This window comes from Steroidobacter denitrificans (genome assembly GCF_001579945.1).
Taxonomy (GTDB): domain Bacteria; phylum Pseudomonadota; class Gammaproteobacteria; order Steroidobacterales; family Steroidobacteraceae; genus Steroidobacter; species Steroidobacter denitrificans.
Genome location: NZ_CP011971.1, coordinates 1,428,287 through 1,445,161, shown reverse-complemented (window position 1 = coordinate 1,445,161; position 16,875 = coordinate 1,428,287). Strand labels below are relative to the sequence as shown.

At 61.0% G+C, this 16,875-nt stretch carries 13 protein-coding genes; 8 read left to right on the top strand and 5 right to left on the bottom strand.

Features of this window, described 5'->3' with window-relative positions:
• Positions 1 to 24 precede the first annotated feature (24 nt).
• Positions 25 to 2,151 (bottom strand): TonB-dependent receptor, encoded by a 2,127-nt coding sequence (locus tag ACG33_RS06470; protein ID WP_066919703.1) that lies wholly within the window; start codon positions 2,149 to 2,151, stop codon positions 25 to 27.
• 112 nt (positions 2,152 to 2,263) lie between these two features.
• On the opposite strand from ACG33_RS06470, the gene ACG33_RS06465 reads away from it, so the two are divergent.
• A complete protein-coding gene (locus tag ACG33_RS06465; RefSeq protein WP_066919701.1) occupies positions 2,264 to 3,184 on the top strand; it encodes a LysR family transcriptional regulator in 921 nt (306 codons plus the stop codon).
• Between the two features lie 123 nt (positions 3,185 to 3,307).
• Here the strand turns inward: ACG33_RS06465 and ACG33_RS06460 are convergent, their stop codons facing one another.
• On the bottom strand, positions 3,308 to 4,378 hold the full coding sequence (locus ACG33_RS06460; RefSeq protein WP_066922921.1) for an ornithine cyclodeaminase: 1,071 nt from the start codon (positions 4,376 to 4,378) through the stop codon (positions 3,308 to 3,310).
• Positions 4,379 to 4,391: 13 nt separating this feature from the next.
• Between ACG33_RS06460 and ACG33_RS16890 the strand changes: the two genes are divergently transcribed.
• From ACG33_RS16890 to fdxA, 3 genes are all read left to right on the top strand, one after another.
• Complete coding sequence (locus ACG33_RS16890) at positions 4,392 to 4,526, top strand: hypothetical protein (protein WP_257721747.1); 135 nt, start codon at positions 4,392 to 4,394, stop codon at positions 4,524 to 4,526.
• 216 nt (positions 4,527 to 4,742) lie between these two features.
• The gene (locus ACG33_RS06455; protein WP_066922919.1) at positions 4,743 to 5,303 is read left to right on the top strand and encodes an NUDIX hydrolase; all 561 of its coding nucleotides are present in this window, start codon (positions 4,743 to 4,745) and stop codon (positions 5,301 to 5,303) included.
• Between the two features lie 60 nt (positions 5,304 to 5,363).
• Positions 5,364 to 5,687: a ferredoxin FdxA gene (gene fdxA / locus ACG33_RS06450; protein WP_066919699.1), complete on the top strand. Its 324-nt coding sequence runs from the start codon at positions 5,364 to 5,366 to the stop codon at positions 5,685 to 5,687.
• Positions 5,688 to 5,690: 3 nt separating this feature from the next.
• Here fdxA and ACG33_RS06445 read toward each other — a convergent pair whose 3' ends face one another.
• Together ACG33_RS06445 and xerD are read right to left on the bottom strand one after the other, a co-directional pair.
• On the bottom strand, positions 5,691 to 6,434 hold the full coding sequence (locus ACG33_RS06445; protein ID WP_066919697.1) for a disulfide isomerase DsbC N-terminal domain-containing protein: 744 nt from the start codon (positions 6,432 to 6,434) through the stop codon (positions 5,691 to 5,693).
• A gap of 205 nt (positions 6,435 to 6,639) precedes the next feature.
• Entirely contained in the window at positions 6,640 to 7,587 is a 948-nt protein-coding gene (gene xerD / locus ACG33_RS06440) for a site-specific tyrosine recombinase XerD (RefSeq protein WP_083536509.1), read from the bottom strand.
• A gap of 466 nt (positions 7,588 to 8,053) precedes the next feature.
• Here xerD and ACG33_RS06435 point away from each other — a divergent pair, with 466 nt between their 5' ends.
• The 4 genes from ACG33_RS06435 to zapE all read left to right on the top strand — a co-directional run bounded on the left by ACG33_RS06435 (position 8,054) and on the right by zapE (position 12,951).
• Positions 8,054 to 9,241, top strand: coding sequence for a thiolase family protein (locus ACG33_RS06435; RefSeq protein WP_066919695.1), 1,188 nt, complete (start codon positions 8,054 to 8,056; stop codon positions 9,239 to 9,241).
• Positions 9,242 to 9,318: 77 nt separating this feature from the next.
• Entirely contained in the window at positions 9,319 to 10,086 is a 768-nt protein-coding gene (locus ACG33_RS06430; RefSeq protein WP_066919693.1) for an SDR family NAD(P)-dependent oxidoreductase, read from the top strand.
• Positions 10,087 to 10,173: 87 nt separating this feature from the next.
• Positions 10,174 to 11,784 (top strand): electron transfer flavoprotein-ubiquinone oxidoreductase, encoded by a 1,611-nt coding sequence (locus tag ACG33_RS06425; protein WP_066919691.1) that lies wholly within the window; start codon positions 10,174 to 10,176, stop codon positions 11,782 to 11,784.
• A gap of 72 nt (positions 11,785 to 11,856) precedes the next feature.
• Positions 11,857 to 12,951, top strand: coding sequence for a cell division protein ZapE (gene zapE / locus ACG33_RS06420; protein WP_066919689.1), 1,095 nt, complete (start codon positions 11,857 to 11,859; stop codon positions 12,949 to 12,951).
• A 124-nt stretch (positions 12,952 to 13,075) separates the two neighbouring features.
• Here zapE and metH read toward each other — a convergent pair whose 3' ends face one another.
• Positions 13,076 to 16,810: a methionine synthase gene (gene metH, locus ACG33_RS06415; RefSeq protein ID WP_066919687.1), complete on the bottom strand. Its 3,735-nt coding sequence runs from the start codon at positions 16,808 to 16,810 to the stop codon at positions 13,076 to 13,078.
• Positions 16,811 to 16,875: the final 65 nt, after the last annotated feature.

The window sequence follows — 16,875 nt, the reverse complement described above, 5'->3', positions numbered from 1 at the left end:
ACCCGTTGTCTCGGCACCTGCGCATCAGAACTCCAGGTTCATCTCCACGCCATAGCGCCGGCCCTTGCTCAAATAACGCACGGTACCGAACGGCAGCTGGGTAACGGCGCCCTCGTAGTCCTCATCGGTAAGGTTGCGGCCATACAGGGACAGCGTGAAGCGTTGATTTGGATGCCGGTAGGTCACACTGGCATCGAGCAGATCGACCTTCGACAGAAACGTGGAGTTATTGTCGGCAAAAGCCGCTTTGTCACGATGCGAATACTGCAGGCGCCACGTCGCCTCACCCAACGTCGAGAGCGGTGTATCGAACGACATGCCGGCACTGTACGTCCAGGGCGACACACGCGGCAGGTCCAGCGCCTTGTCTGCTGCGTCGATGACCTGGTCTCCGTTCAAGTCCATATGTATCTTGGTGTACTCGGCGTCCGTGTAACCTGCCGATACGCTCAATATCAACCTGTCGAGCGGCACAAACACGGCTTCGACCTCTACCCCCTGCAGCCTGGCATCCGCCGAGTTGCGAATCACCTGCGCAACACCAGCGGTCAAATCGACGACGGCGATCTCGCGCTGCAGATCGGTGATCTCGTTGTAAAAAGCGGCGGCATTGAACCGCACTTGACCATCCGCCCAATCCGACTTGATGCCGATCTCGAACGAGTTCTGCTTCTCTTCACTGGTCGGGCCTGCCGCAACCAGCGGATTCACATTGCGGAAGTTGTATCCTCCACTGCGAATCCCCTGGGTCCAGAAGGAATACAGCAGAACATCCCGAGCGGCTTTCCACTCGAACCCGATTTTCGGAATCCAGTTGTCCCAGATATGAGCATCGCTGAAATCGAAGTTGCAGCGGTTGGTTGCGAAGTCGCACGGCGAGCTCACTGCGTTGAAGGTCGCAATCTGCGCCTTCTTGCGCTCCTTGGTATAGCGCAGACCGAGATTCAGCTTCAGCGTATCCGTGAGTTCCACATCGACTGCACTGAACGCCGCCCAGCTCCAGTGATCCTGGTCGCCTCCCAGGGTGGAAATCAGCACGCCGAGCGGGGTGGCAAGAGTACGCTCCTCCCGGTAGAGAATGTCCTGGGTGAAGTAGTAAAGGCCGGCGGTGAGATTCACGCCACGCGCTACTTCACCCGAATAGCGCAGTTCGTTACTGAACTGCTCCTGTAACGTCCTGGTGCCGCCATGAAACAGGACCTGGGGCGTACCATCGACATCGGTGTAGCCGTAGTGGTCCAAATCACGCCACCCGAAGATGTTGGTGATCTTGCCGTTGCCGAACGCGACATTCCGGTTGAATTCGATGAATATCTGATCCCAGTTGATATCGACGGTCCCTTCCGAGCCGACACCGGTATCGAAGTTTCGATAGAACGCCATGTTCTGGACCACTCCACCGTCGCCGCGGGTCTCACCATGCTCCAATCGCAGCACGATCTCGGTATCGTCGCTGGGCGTCAGCAGAAAGGAGGGCCGCACGAAGAATGTTTCCTCTTCGCCATAATCGTTGCCGCCGGTCGTTCGATTATCGAAGTAACCCGTATCGTTTTTATAGTAGGCGGTAAGCTTCGCCGCCAGCACCGGCGCAAGCGGACCCTCGATGCTACCGGCGACCACATACTCCGGGCCGCTTTCGACCGCCATCTTGAGGCGGGCACCGAAATCGCCACTGGGCCGCTTCGTCCGTACCAGCACAGCGCCGCCGGTCACGTTTCTACCGAACAGAAGACCCTGTGGGCCGCGCAGGATCTCGACTCCGTCGAGATCGAACATGTCCAGCACCGTACCAAAGGTTACGCCTAGATAGACCTCGTCCACGAACAGTCCCACGGTCGGATCGATGGATGGAATCGAGCTGTTCAGGCCCAGGCCGCGAATGGCGAAATTCTGTACCCCGGGCGTCACGCCGACACTGTCGAGGCTGACGTTCGGAGCGGAGAAGGAAAGATCCTCGACATTGCGGACAAAGGCCGCATCAAGCTGGGCAGCTCCGAAGGCCGTAACCGCCAGCGGCACATCCTGGACGGCCTCCAGCTTGCCCATCTTGCGGCCGGTCACGGTGACCTCCTCGAGGATCACCGCGGACGTCTGGGCGGCGGCTGTCGTCGAGAGTGAGAGAATCGCAATGGCTCCTGCAAGTCTGCACATGATTTCCCCCGCGGCATACTGATGAATGGTCTGTTTTGTAGTGCCATTGAACGTGCCGCAGAGCCGTTAGTCCAATTGATTCTTTTGCCTGATACGATAAGCTTGGCTTATTTTGGATATTCGTCAATTTCGACATATTGCAGCGCTGGCGGAACACCGGCACTTCAGCCGCGCGGCAGATGCGATCGGCATCACGCAGGCTGCGCTCACCCAAAGCATCCAGAAAATCGAGGAGTTCTACGGTGTCCTGCTGTTCGAGCGACGCTATGGCGACGTGACGCCCACCGCTTACGGTGAACTGGTCGTCGAGACGGCGAACGCAACGATCTCGAAAGTGCGCAACATGCAACGGCGTATCAGGCTGATGCAGAAACTCGCCGCGGGCCGGCTCATCATCGGCTGCGATCCGTACTTCGCGGAACCAATCGTCACGCCGGCGCTTATTCGGCTGCTCGCGGACTATCCCAAACTCAATTTCACACTGGAACTGGGTGGCTGGGAAACCCTGCAGGACAAGCTCATCGCCCGGGAACTCGACATGTATATCGGCTTTCCATACGAGGCGATGGACAGCAGGATCGTCATCGAAAGTTATACCCAGCCGCCGTTCATCGTTTTCGGCCGCTCGGACCACTGCATCATGCGCGCCGGACACGTCAGTCCGCATGACGTGTTTCAATACCCCATCGTGGTGCCGAAGGCGTCGCGCTGGCTGCGTCAGCGTCTGGAATCGATGGTGCACCTGGAAGCCCGGGGCGATGAGCCGCGCGGTTTGCCAGCCTACCTGCTGACCACCGACTTCGGCATCATTCGCCAGGTCGTTCGCAGCAGCGACGCGCTGGGCGCCGCTTTGCCGCGCGCGATCGAAGCAGACCTGGCCGCCGGCATCTTTTCACGCGTGCCGCTCGCAGAACTCGGCTTCGACTTTCCCTTGGTGATCGCCAGCGCCGCCCGTCACAATACGACGCCCGCCGCCGAGGCGCTGCTGAAGGAAATCCGCAAAGAGATCACGGCGATTGCGGCACAAACATAACGACGGGTAACGACTGGAAAACCCGCCTGGCGGGAGGCCGGCCATTGTCTCGGCCGCCGGATATGCCGCTGGTGCCGTGTAGTTGCGAGCCGACGAATGCGCCCGTATCGAGCCGCTGATCGATCAAGCCGCACGGCGCGGGCGGGATTTCACCGCGCCGCCGCCCAGCGTACCGCCATACAGATCCTTCGGATCCACGAGCATCGGCACCAGGTCGATCCGGCGGCAGCGGCCCGGCTGTTCGCCGACAAGACCGTGTAGAAATCGCAATGCCGAATGGTCCTCGAGCGCGAATCCCACCGAGTCGAAAACGGTGATCTCGGCGCTCGAACTGCGCCCTGGGGTGCCGCGTCGAACGATCTCGGCAAACTCGGTCACCACGAAATCCGGCGGCATTTGCTGAATCTCTCCTTCGATACGCGACTGCGGCTCATACTCGACCACGACCCGCACATTCGGACGAGCCAGGATATCGCGATGCAGTTCGGTCTTGCCCGGGCAATCGCCGCCCACGGCGTTCACATGGACTCCGGGCGCCATCATCAGCGGGGTCAGGATGGTCGCGTTGCGCTTGTCGGCCGTCACCGTGGTGATGATGTCGGCGCCGCGGACAGCCTCCGCAATGCTGGGCGCACGGATCAGCGCCAGATCGGACAGATCCGGCATGGCGCGCAGGTTTTGCTCGAGCTTCGCGCTCGCCAGCGGATCGACATCGAACAAACGCAGTTCGCGAATGCCGAGCATGCGGTGGAAGGCGATCGCTTGGAACTCGCTCTGTGCGCCGTTGCCGATCAAGGCCATGCTGCGGCTGTCGGGACGCGCGAGCCAACGGGCTGCAAGTGCAGACATGGCGGCGGTGCGCAGCGCCGTCGTGATCGTGAGTTCCGACAGCAGGATCGGATAACCGGTGTCGACTTCGGCCAGTACACCGAAGGCCATGACGGTGAGCAGGCCTTCCTGCGTGTTTCCAGGATGGCCGTTGACGTACTTGAACGAATACAGACGTCCGTCGCTGATCGGCATCAGCTCGATAACGCCCCGCCTGGAATGGCTGGCCAGCCGCACCGATTTCTCGAACTCGTCCCAGCGCGCATAATCCGCTTCGATCTCGGCGGCGAGGCGCTCGATGAACATACCAGGTCCGATCTCCTCGATCAGGCACTGAACGTCGTGGATGCCGATATAATCGATCATTGAGTGCTCCTGCATGGCTCCCGAACGAATCCTTGCCGGCGAAATCCGGCTCTTTATCATTCCCGAATATTCTAAGAATACGGCACGTCAGCCAGAAGCAGACAGACTGAACGGTTTCATCATCGGCGGTGACGAAATGTCAGTATAGTTTCCCGTTTCGTCAATGACTCCGCCCGGCGAGTCCGGCAGCGGATTCCGATATCGGACGAATCCGCCTGGCGGCCACGATGACATGCGGATGCGCGGCAGCGGTACCCCGGCCCTACCGGTGCGCCCGTCGACGCGCTTGGCCCTGCCCGCAATGCTTTGGCAGAATGCCCTCCTCTGCCCTCATTGGCCTCGCCGCGTGCCCACCAATCCTGCGATGTCCTTCTGCCCGAACTGCGGGCAGCCCCTCACCCGGAAAATCCCCCCAGGGGATCATCTGCTTCGCTACGTATGCACGGCCTGCGGTACGATCCATTACCAGAATCCACGCATCATCGCCGGCTGCGTGATCGAAACCGAAGGAAAACTGTTGTTGTGCAAGCGGGCCATCGAACCGCGGCTGGGTTATTGGACGCACCCGGCAGGCTTCATGGAAAACGGCGAGTCGGTGGCGCAGGGTGCCGCCCGCGAAGCCATGGAGGAGGCTCTGGCGAAGGTGAAAATCGGCTCACTGCTGTCCATCGTCAATGTGCTGCATGCCCACCAGGTGCACATCACCTACCGCGCCACCCTGGCGGAGCCCGGCTATGGTGTGGGCGTCGAAAGCCTGGAGACCCGTCTTTACGACGAGGCGGAAATTCCGTGGCAGGATATCGCTTTCCTGAGTGTTCGCTTCGCGCTGCAACGCTACCTCGAGGATCGTCGCCTGGGCGTCGAACGCATGCATGGCCAAGACATCGACTGGCAGCATGGGAAACTGGTGACCACCGAACGCTGATGGCACAATACCTGAGTGCCGCGTTCGATCGCGCGTTTTGTTGCCTGCCCGGAGCCATCGATGACTTTTGTCGTCACTGAAAACTGTATCAACTGCAAGCACACCGACTGCGTCGAGGTGTGCCCGGTCGATTGCTTTCACGAAGGTCCGAATTTCCTGGTGATCGACCCCGATGAATGTATCGACTGCACCTTGTGCGAGCCGGAATGCCCGGTTGGCGCGATTTTCTCCGAAGAGGAAGTGCCGCCCGACCAGGAGCACTTCAAGCAGATCAATGCGGAACTGGCCAAGCAGTGGCCGGTCCTGACCGAAAAGAAGCCGTCGCCGGAGGATGCTGCGGAATGGGACGGCAAGCCGGACAAGCTGAAGCTGTTGATTCGCTAGAGCTTACTGTCGCGCTGCGCGAGCATCTTGCCGCTCGAGGCTCTCCAGCTGCCCCAGCAGCTGTGCCGGCGGCAGGTAACCGCCGATATAGTCTCCGCTGCTGGTGAAGATCGCCGGCGTACCGCGCACGCCCAATTGCCTGCCCAGTTGATACTGCTTAGCCACCGGCGTCGCACCGCAGGCCGGTGCTTTCACTTCCTTGCCCTGCTTGGCATCGGTGATAGCGGTGCGGCGATCCTTGGCGCACCACACGGCTTCCATCTTGCGCCAGTCCTGCGTATCGGGGCCGCCACGCGGATAAGCCAGGTAGCGGACCTGGATGCCGAGCTTGTTGATCTGGCTCATCTCTCCATGCAGCTTGCGGCAATAACCGCAATCGACATCGGTGAAGACGGTGATCGTGTGCTTCACCACCGCCGGCTTGAAGATGATCATGTCGCGCTCGTCCAGGCCGGACAATGCGCCGATGCGCAGCTGCATGCGGCTGGCCTCGGTAAGATTCGTGCGGGTGTCGATCTCGTACAGATCCCCCGCGATGACATAGCGTCCATCCGCGCTGACGTAGGCAATGTCCGAATTCAGAGCCACCTCATACAGTCCCTCGACCGGCGCAGGCCGTACGTCCTCGGCGTCGACACCGGGAAACTTCTTGGCGATCGCGGCACGAACATCGTCGGCGGGCGTCTCGGTGGCGATTGCCGGGAGCGCAAACATCATGGTGAGCAGGCAGCAGTACAGTCTGTTCATGCAATCTTTCGACCTGATGAGATGCCCTCGGCCATGACGCGGCGGGCACCGCTTTTGCGGCTCGTAACGGCGGGGAAAACCATGCGGCATTCTAGCAGAATCCCTGCGGCTCGACCGGCAGGAGCGATATACCGGACAGCAGGCGCCGGGCGCGGCCGTCGGCCGTGCGGTGCCGAGGATGCCGGCGCGCCTGCGTCGCAGCCCGTCAGCCGCGCGGATGATGCTGCGCGTGCAGTTCCTTCATGCGCTCACGGGCGACATGCGTATAGATCTGCGTGGTCGACAGGTCGCTATGTCCGAGCAGCATCTGGACCACGCGCAGATCCGCGCCATGATTCAATAAGTGGGTCGCGAAGGCATGCCGCAGGGTATGCGGCGAGAGTGCCTTGTGGACGCCCGCCTTCTGCGCGTAGCGTTTGATGATGTGCCAGAATGCCTGCCGCGTCATGCGGTCGCCGCGGCGCGTCGGAAACAGATAATCGGTCTGGCGCTCCAGCAATATTTCCAGGCGCGGGCCGCGGGTAAAGCGCTGCAGCCAGTCGACGGCCTCTTCTCCCAGCGGAATCAGGCGCTCGCGATCACCCTTGCCGACGATGCGCAATACCCCCTGATTCATATTCACCTGGCTTCCCTTCAAGCTGACCAGTTCCGAAACGCGCAATCCCGTCGCATACAGCACTTCCAGCATGGAGCGGTCGCGATATCCCAACGGATCCTCGATTTGCGGCGCTGCCAGCAACGCATCGACCTCTTCTTCCGTCAAAGATTTCGGTAACGAGCGGCCGATCTTGGGCATCGCGATTTGGACGGTCGGGTCCTCCTTGATGACTCCCTCGCGGATTAGATGACGGTAGTAGCGCCGAAAACTGGACAGCTGCCGGGCGGTGGACCGGGGGCGAGCCCCCGCCTCCACCCGGTAGGCAATGAACGCGAGGAGATCCGCACGAGCGGCCTGGACGCTGGAACTGCCGCGCACCTGCAACCAGCGATCCAATGCCATCAGATCCGCGCGATAGGCGGACAAGGTGTTGGGTGACAGGCCGCGTTCCATCCACACGGCATCGAGGAAGCGGTCGATCATCGCTGCGGAAGGTGCCTGCGGCGTATCTGCGATACGCCTCGAGTCGACTGTCTCTTTGGTAACGGTACTCATCGCCCTCAGGCTTGACGCGGGACCGATTGCATGAACCGGCGCCACTATGCGGTGCCGGCAGTATGCGTAAGGCTATCGTTCGGTGGGCGTGACAGTTATCACAGAACCCCGGCCGGGTTTACATAAAGAGAAGTAGTTCACGGAAAATCACCGGCCGCGACGGCATGCGCGCGTATTCTCGCAACACTGGACGAGCCGGCCTGGGTACCGGCAGCATTGTAGTCGCGCTGCCGCCGATCTTCGGGCAACGACGCAGGATCAGCCGATTTCTTAGCCGATTTTCCTTATGATACTCCTTCGTGAGGCTCATCCCCGACTCGCTGGACATGCCCCGGATCAGGCCGGCACGACATGCATGATGCCGGCGGGATCTCGAGATTCATTTTTATGAGTCTTGACCGCGACACCTACTCTTAAGTAAAAACCCTACCCTTGAGTAAAAATATCTTCTCAATTCGATCCGGAAATGCCTGCCATGACTGAAGACATCTACATCGTCGCCGCCCGCCGCACGCCTATCGGCTCATTTCAAGGTGTACTGAGCAGCGTATCGGCGCCGTATCTGGGCGCCGCCGCGGCACGCGCCGCGATCCAAGACAGCGGTCTGGACGCCGGACGGATCGATGAAGCCATCATGGGCTGCGTGCTGATGGCCGGCGTGGGCCAGGCTCCGGCGCGCCAGGCGGCACTGGCTGCCGGCGTGCCGCAGAAGGTGCCGGCGACGACCATCAATAAGATGTGCGGCTCGGCACTGAAAGCCACGATGCTGGCTGCCGACCAGATTGCTGCCGGCTCGGCCAGGATCGTCCTGGCAGGCGGTCTGGAATCCATGACCAACGCGCCTTATTTGCTGCCCAAGGCGCGCGGCGGCCTACGTATGGGCCACGGGGAAATCCTGGACCATATGTTCTTTGACGGGCTGCAGAGTGCTTTCGACGGTAAACCGATGGGATTTTTCGCGGATGCCACCGCAAAAAAATACAGCTTCACCCGCGAGCAACAGGACAGCTTCGCGGCCGAATCGGTACGCCGCGCGCTGGCGGCGATCGAAGCCGGCCGGTTCGAGCCCGAGATCGCTCCGGTGATCATCAAGGATCGCAAGGGGGAGCGCACCGTCGCCAAGGATGAAACCCCCTTCAACTGCGATATCGAGCGAATCCCGCAACTCAAGCCCGCCTTCAACAAGGACGGCACGGTCACCGCCGCGAGTTCTTCTTCGATTTCCGACGGTGCAGCCGCCGTGGTGATAGCCGGCGCCGCTGCCGTGCGCGAGCATGATCTGCGCCCCCTGGCGCGCATCGTCGGCCATGCCAGCTACGCGCAGGCGCCCGAATGGTTTACCACCGCCCCCGTCGGGGCTATCCAGAGCGTCCTCGACAAAGCCGGCTGGCGAGCGGCGGAGGTTGACCTCTATGAGATCAACGAGGCTTTTGCCTGCGTCACGATGGCGGCAATCCACGATTTAGGCCTGGATCATGCCCGTGTGAATGTGAATGGCGGCGCCTGCGCACTGGGTCATCCGATCGGCGCGACCGGCGCTCGCATCCTCACCACGCTCATCCATGAATTGAAGCGTCGCGGCCAAAAGCGCGGCATCGCCTCGCTATGCATCGGCGGCGGCGAAGCTGCAGCGTTGGCGATCGAGCGAGTCTGAGACCGGATCCGACACGGCGCAAAGGCGCTACACTATTCGCCTGCCATCCAATCGAATCTTCGAAGGAGACTACAAACATGAAGCTGGAAGAAGCGCGCGCCGTCATCACCGGTGGCGCCTCGGGCCTGGGTCACGCCGTCGCGCAGCACCTGGTGGCTGCCGGAGCGAAGGTGACGCTGATCGACGTAAACGAAGCTGCGGGCCAGGCAGCCGCGCAGTCCTTGGGCGCAAATGCGTTTTTTCAGAGCGGCGACGTCACCAACGAGACCACGATCGACGCCTGCATCGCCAAGGCTCATGCCGAGATGGGAGGATTGAACCTGGCGGTGAATTGCGCCGGTGTCGCCTGGCCGCGCCGCCTTATAAACAAGGAAGGCCCGATACCGGGAGATTTCTTTCGCAAAGTGGTCGAAATCAATCTGGTGGGCACCTTGCTGGTGTCCAAGGCCGCTGCCGCTTTCATGCAAAAAAACACGCCGAACGAGGAAGGCGAACGCGGCTTGATCGTGATGACCGCCTCAGTCGCCGCATTTGACGGCCAGATCGGCCAAGTGGCCTACTCCGCCTCCAAGAGCGGCGTCGCCGGCATGACTTTGCCTATGGCGCGCGATCTTGCATCCAGCGGGATACGAGTGATGAGCATCGCACCGGGTATCTTTCGCACGCCCATGATGGCATCGCTGCCGCAGGAGGCGCAGGATTCACTGGCTAAGCAAGTGCCCTTCCCACCGCGTCTAGGCCGTCCCGATGAATATGCCGCCCTGGTCGGGCATATTTGTATGAATACCATGCTGAACGGCGAGTGCATTCGCCTCGACGGCGCGATCCGCATGGCTCCAAGGTAAGCAGCGGAAAGTAAGCAGCGGTAACGAATGCTTGCACACAATGCCTCGCACTTGGCTTATTTCTGAAGAGTCTGCGGAAATCAACTCATGACTGAACGCGAAGTGATGGAATATGACGTCGTCATCGTCGGCGCCGGCCCGGCCGGCCTGGCCTGCGCGATCCGGCTGAAGCAGCTCAAGCCCGAGCTAAGCATCTGCGTGCTGGAGAAGGGCTCTGCGGTGGGCGCGCACTCCCTTTCAGGGGCGGTTCTGGAATCTGCGGCATTGGAGCAGCTGCTGCCGAAGTGGAGTTCGCAATACACCGGCATGAAAGTACCGGCAGCGCAGGATGACGTAAGACTGATGACCAGTACCGGCTCCTACAAGATGCCGAATTTCGCCGTCAATCTTTCGCCTATGAACAATCACGGCAATTTCATCATCTCCCTGGGTCAATTGACACCCTGGCTCGCAGAGCAGGCGGAGCAGGCCGGCGTGGACGTATTCCCCGGGTTTGCCGCGGCAGAAGCGCTCTTCGACGACGGCCGGGTGAAAGGCGTGCGTATCGGCGACATGGGGCTTGAAAGGGACGGCTCGCCGGGGCCGAATTATACGCCGGGCGTGGAAATCCACGCAGGAACCACGGTACTTGCGGAAGGCTCGCGCGGCTCGATCACGAAGCAGCTGATCGCCAAGTTCAACCTGCGCGACGGCGTCGATCCGCCGACGTTCGGCCTGGGCTTCAAGGAGTTATGGCAGCTGCCCGCAGGCCGCGTACAGCCCGGCCGTATCGAACATGCTTTCGGTTGGCCGCTGGATAAGCATACTTATGGCGGCAGCTTCGTGTATCACCTCGACAACGACCGCGTGTACGTGGGCTATGTCGTCGGTCTGAATTACAAGGATCCGCGGCTCAAGCCGTTCGAGGTGTTTCAGCAATTCAAGCATCATCCGCGTATCAAGCCGTTGCTGGAAGGCGGGGAAATCCTGGCGGCGGGTGCGCGCACGATCGCCGCCGGCGGTTATCAGTCGCTGCCGAAGCTGGAAATGCCCGGCGCGATGTTGATCGGCGATGGTGCCGGCACGCTGAACGTGTTCAAGATCAAGGGTATTCATCAAGCGATCCGTTCAGGCGTGTGCGCCGCGGACCATTTATCGGAGCATGGCAGCAGCACCGGCTACGACGCACGCTGGCGCGCCTCGGAGGGCCATCGCGAGCTTCGCGCGGTGCGCAATTTCAAGCCGGCATTCAAGCGCGGCCTGTATTTCGGCATGTTCAATGCCGGCATCGAGGCGCTGCTGAAGGGCAGGACGCCTTGGACATTGCGCAATTCGGCCGACTGGTCGGCGCTGGAGAAGCTCGGTGACTATGCCTCTCCGGACCGCGCCTGGGTGGAGCGTTCGCTGCCGCCGCGCGATCGCCTGGCCTCGGTGTTCTTTGCCGGCAACGTCCACGATGAATCGCAGCCCATCCACCTCAAGGTACCCGATACCTCCATCTGCGTAGGCCGCTGCGTCACTGAATACGGCAATCCCTGCGAGCGCTTCTGCCCGGCAGGCGTCTATGAAATGGTCGATGACGGCCAGGGCGGACGCAGGCTGCAGATCAACTCGGCCAACTGCGTGCATTGCAAATCCTGCGATATCAAGGATCCGTACGAAAACATCATCTGGACCACCCCGGAAGGCGGTTCAGGACCGAACTACCAGAATCTGTGAGATGGGGCAGGATCCTGTAAGGCGCGGTCGCGTTCTGCACCGCCGAGGCCGGCGCTCGTCCATCCCACGGTAATGATCGCCGCATCGTCGTTCGAGACGCTCTATCAGAGCGAGTGCGTCCGTCTTGGCTATGAGCCCGATGCGGCACAGCAGCAGGTCGTGATGCTGCTGGATGATCTGCGACGCCGGCTAATGATGCCGACATCCCGCAGCCGGCTGCGGGAACTGCTGTCGCGCCGGCAGCCTGTAGAACAATCCGGCTTGTATATCTGGGGCAGTGTCGGGCGCGGCAAGACCTGGCTCATGGATCTGTTTTTCCAATCTCTACCCTTCCGCGACAAACAACGCAGCCACTTCCATCGCTTCATGCAATTCGTGCACGATGAGTTGAGGAAGCATGCGCAGCATGCCGACCCGCTGGCGCTGGTGGCTCAAAAGATCGCGCGCCGGGCACGTGTGCTGTGCTTCGATGAGCTGTTCGTGGCGGATATCGGCGATGCAATGCTGCTAGGCACGCTGCTGCACGAACTATTCGCACGCGGCGTCACCCTGGTCGCCACCTCGAACGTGCCGCCGGAGGATCTGTACAAGGACGGCCTGCAACGTGCGCGCTTTTTGCCGGCGATCCAATTGTTGAAAAAACACACCCGGATCGTACACCTGGACGGCGGCACCGATCATCGCCTGCGTCTGCTGGAACTGGCCACCACCTGGTTCGATGCCTCGTGCAAGGATACGGACGCCGCCTTGCAGGCCTTGTTCACGGCCATCGCAGGAGAGCCCGGACGGGCCGATGCGACCCTGGTCCTGAATCATCGCCGCCTGCATGCGCGCCGCCACGCCGCCGACGTGGTCTGGTTCGGCTTCAGGGAACTGTGCGACGGCCCGCGCAGCCAGGCGGACTATATCGAGATCGCACGGTGCTACCGTACGGTATTTGTGAGCGACATACCTGCCTTGGGCGAAGACTCGGACAATCCGGCCCGCCGTTTCATCGCCCTGGTGGATGAATTCTATGATCGGGCAGTGAAGCTGATCGTTTCTTCCCTACGGCCTGCGCAAGAACTATATGGCGGCGCGCGCCTGAGTTTCGAGTTCGAGCGTACTACCAGCCGGCTGATCGAAATGCAGTCACAGGAATATCTAGCCCGGCCGCATCGGCCCTAAGGGGCTGCGCTGCCGCAGGGTCCTCGCCCAGGGCACGAGGACACGGGGGTACGGAAGTCGACGGCATTCCCGGGCTGCGCTGCCCGGAGGCAGGCTGCCCGGAAATAGGCTGCCTGGAGGCAAGCTAGGCTGCCTCGCTCTGCGCATCCGGATCGTAGCTGAGGTTGGATGCCAACCAGCGCCGCGCTTCCTCCAGCGATATTTTTTTGCGTGCGGCGTAGTCCTTGACCTGATCCAGGGCGATCTTGCCGATTGCGTAATAACGCGAGGCGGGATGGGAGAAATACCAGCCGCTCACGGCCGCGGTCGGATACATCGCAAAGGAATCGGTAAGTTCGATAGCGGCATTCCCCGCGGGATCGATCAACTTCCACAAGGTGGCCTTTTCGGTATGGTCCGGACAGGCTGGGTAGCCCGGCGCCGGACGAATGCCGCGGTAAGCCTCCCTGATCAGTTCATCGTTCGTCAGCCGCTCCTCGGGAACGTAGCCCCAGAATTCGCGCCGTACACGCTCATGCATGCGCTCGGCGAATGCTTCCGCCAGCCGATCCGCCAGCGCCTTGAGGATAATGCTTGAATAGTCGTCATGCGCCAGGCGGAAACGCTCCAGATGCTCTTCGATACCGATACCGGCAGTCACTGCAAAGGCGCCGATATAATCGTGCAGACCCGATGTCCTGGGTGCCACGAGGTCCGCCAGCGAATCATGGAACTGTCCGGCGGGCTTGCTTTTCTGCTGACGTAGAAAGTGCAGACGTGCAATGGTCCGCTGGCGTGAATCATCCGCGTAGACTTCGACATCGTCGTCATCGACGCTGTTGGCGGGGAACAATCCGATGACGCCGCGCGCGCTCAGCCAGCGCTCCTGTACGATCTGCTTCAGCATGTGCCTGGCATCCGCATATAGACTGCTCGCCTGCTCGCCCACGACCGGATCCGTCAGGATATCCGGAAACGTGCCGCGGAACTCCCAGGCATTGAAGAACGGCATCCAGTCGATGTAACGCGTGAGCTCCTCGAGCGAATAATCTTCGAATACGCGCAGCCCCAGAAATCGCGGCACGGGCGGCACATAGTCGTTCCAACCGCCGTCAAGCTTGTTGGCGCGTGCCTGCTGGAGTGTGACCTGCGGCGCCTTGGTCCGCCTGTTCTTGTGCAATTCACGGCGGTGCGCATGATCGTCCTTGGTTCGATCCACGAACTCCGCGCGGTTATCGGTATTCATCAGTTGCTGACAGATGCCGACGGATCGCGAGGCATCCTTCACGTAGACGACCGGCCCCTGGTAATGCGGATCGATCTTCACGGAGGTATGCGCAGGGGATGTGGTTGCGCCGCCGATCAACAGTGGCAGATTCAATCCCTGGCGCTGCATTTCCCGGGCGACGTGCACCATCTCCTCCAGCGACGGCGTGATGAGCCCGGACAGGCCGATCATATCCGCGCCTTCACGCTGTGCCGTCTCCAGGATTCGTTCACACGGCACCATCACACCTAAATCGATCACATCGAAATTATTGCACTGCAGTACGACGCCGACGATATTCTTGCCAATGTCGTGCACGTCGCCTTTGACGGTCGCCATGACGATCTTGCCGTTGGCACGCGCCTCCGTGTCGCCTTCGGCCGCCTTCAATTGTTCAATGAAGGGAATGAGATGGGCGACCGCCTTCTTCATGACGCGCGCCGACTTGACGACCTGCGGCAAGAACATCTTGCCGTCGCCGAACAGGTCTCCGACCACATTCATGCCATCCATCAGCGGACCTTCGATCACCTGCAGCGGATGCGGGAATTCCAGGCGCGCCTCCTCGGTATCGGCTACGACGAATTCGTCGATCCCCTTGACCAGCGCATGTTCCAGCCGCTTGGCTACCGGCAAATTACGCCAGGCAAGATCCTCGGCCTTCCTGATGCCGGCTTCACCCTTGTAGCGCTCCGCAATCTCCAGCAGACGCTCGGTGCCATCCTCGCGGCGATTCAGTACCACATCCTCGACACGCTCGCGAAGTTCCGGATCGATATCCTCATAGATCGCCAGCTGGCCGGCATTGACGATGCCCATGGTCATGCCGGCCTTGATGGCATGGTACAGAAACACCGAATGCATGGCCTCTCGCACTCGATCATTGCCCCGGAAGGAGAAAGACACGTTGCTGACGCCGCCGCTGACATGCGCATGCGGACAGGCATTGCGGATCGCAGTGATGGCCTCGATGAAATCACGCGCATAGTTGTTGTGTTCTTCGATACCGGTGGCAATCGCAAAAATATTCGGATCGAAGATGATGTCCTCCGGCGGCATCCCGACCTGCCGGGTCAGCAGCTCGTAGGAACGCTTGCAGATCTCCACTTTGCGTGCAACCGTATCAGCCTGTCCCTGTTCGTCGAACGCCATGACGACGACCGCGGCGCCATAGGCGCGCACCTTGTGTGCCTGTTCCAGGAACTGCGCCTCGCCTTCCTTGAGGCTGATGGAGTTGACCACCCCCTTACCCTGGATGCGCTTCAGTCCTGCCTCGATGACCGACCACTTCGATGAGTCGATCATGATCGGTACACGAGAAATATCGGGCTCGGAGGCGATCAGGTTGAGGTAGCGGATCATCGCCGCTTCCGAATCCAGCATGCCCTCGTCCATGTTGATGTCGATCACCTGCGCACCGCTGGCGACCTGTTGGCGGGCGATATCCAGCGCCGCCGTGTAATCGTCGGCCTCGATCAGGCGGCGGAATTTTGCCGATCCCGTCACGTTGGTGCGCTCGCCGATATTGACGAACAGGCTATCCGGGCCGATGTTCATCGGCTCCAGGCCGGACAAGCGGCAGCGCGGTTCGAGGTTCGGCGGCTTGCGCGGAGCGATGCCCTCCATGGCCTCGCGTATGTGCCGAATATGCTCCGGCGTGGTGCCGCAGCAGCCTCCTACCAGATTGACGAAGCCGCTGGTCGCAAATTCCCGAACCAGCGCGGCCGTCTCACAGGCCTCCTCGTCATACTCGCCGAAAGCGTTGGGCAGCCCGGCATTCGGATAGGCACTGATGTACACATCGGCGATACGCGCAAGCTCCTCGATGTAAGGCCGCAGCTGTTTCGCGCCCAGCGCGCAGTTGAATCCCACCGCCACTGGCTGCGCGTGCCGTACCGAATTCCAGAAAGCCTCTACCGTCTGCCCCGACAGCGTGCGTCCCGAGGCATCGGTGATCGTGCCGGAAATAATGATCGGCAGATCCTCTCCAGCTTCCTGCTGCGCCTGGCGCACCGCGAAGATCGCCGCCTTGGCGTTCAAGGTATCGAATATGGTCTCGATGACAAACAGGTCGACGCCGCCTTCCAGCAACGCCTGCGCGCCGACCAGATAAGTCTGCGCCAACTGGTCGAAGTCGATATTGCGGAAGGCCGGATCGTTTACATTGGGCGACAGCGAGGCCGTGCGGTTCGTAGGACCCAGCACGCCCGCGACGAAACTCAGGCGTCCGGTGCGCGCCCTGTGATCATCGACTGCCTGGCGCGCGACTTTTGCGGCGGCAAGATTGATGTCACGCACGAATTCCTCGGCATGGTAGTCCGCTTGCGAGGGATGATTCGCGGTGAACGTATCGGTCTCGATGATGTCGGCGCCCGCATCCAGATACGCCGTATGTATTTGTCCGATGACATCCGGCCGGGTCAAGACCAGGATGTCGCTGTTTCCCTTGAGGTCGCAGGGCCAGGACTTGAAGCGCTCGCCGCGGTAATCCTGCTCCGTCAGGCCGTAGCTCTGGATCATCGTGCCCATCCCGCCGTCGAATACCAGGATGCGCTCGCCCAACAAGCGATGAAATTCGGCAATGCGTTCGGCGCGGGAAGTAACGTTGGACATGGGTTTGCTCTGCTTGCTGTGCGGGACTTGATCGGCTGCTTGGGATACAGGCGGGGAATGCGGAC

What these genes read in the sequence shown, in the direction of transcription:
- ACG33_RS06470 (WP_066919703.1), bottom strand. Translation starts at nt 2,151, where the DNA reads ATGTGCAGACTTGCAGGAGCCATTGCGATTCTCTCACTCTCGACGACA.
- ACG33_RS06460 (WP_066922921.1), bottom strand. Translation starts at nt 4,378, where the DNA reads ATGATCGATTATATCGGCATCCACGACGTTCAGTGCCTGATCGAGGAG.
- ACG33_RS16890 (WP_257721747.1), top strand. Translation starts at nt 4,392, where the DNA reads ATGGCTCCCGAACGAATCCTTGCCGGCGAAATCCGGCTCTTTATCATT.
- ACG33_RS06455 (WP_066922919.1), top strand. Translation starts at nt 4,743, where the DNA reads ATGTCCTTCTGCCCGAACTGCGGGCAGCCCCTCACCCGGAAAATCCCC.
- fdxA (WP_066919699.1), top strand. Translation starts at nt 5,364, where the DNA reads ATGACTTTTGTCGTCACTGAAAACTGTATCAACTGCAAGCACACCGAC.
- ACG33_RS06445 (WP_066919697.1), bottom strand. Translation starts at nt 6,434, where the DNA reads ATGAACAGACTGTACTGCTGCCTGCTCACCATGATGTTTGCGCTCCCG.
- xerD (WP_083536509.1), bottom strand. Translation starts at nt 7,587, where the DNA reads ATGAGTACCGTTACCAAAGAGACAGTCGACTCGAGGCGTATCGCAGAT.
- ACG33_RS06435 (WP_066919695.1), top strand. Translation starts at nt 8,054, where the DNA reads ATGCCTGCCATGACTGAAGACATCTACATCGTCGCCGCCCGCCGCACG.
- ACG33_RS06430 (WP_066919693.1), top strand. Translation starts at nt 9,319, where the DNA reads ATGAAGCTGGAAGAAGCGCGCGCCGTCATCACCGGTGGCGCCTCGGGC.
- ACG33_RS06425 (WP_066919691.1), top strand. Translation starts at nt 10,174, where the DNA reads ATGACTGAACGCGAAGTGATGGAATATGACGTCGTCATCGTCGGCGCC.
- zapE (WP_066919689.1), top strand. Translation starts at nt 11,857, where the DNA reads ATGATCGCCGCATCGTCGTTCGAGACGCTCTATCAGAGCGAGTGCGTC.
- metH (WP_066919687.1), bottom strand. Translation starts at nt 16,810, where the DNA reads ATGTCCAACGTTACTTCCCGCGCCGAACGCATTGCCGAATTTCATCGC.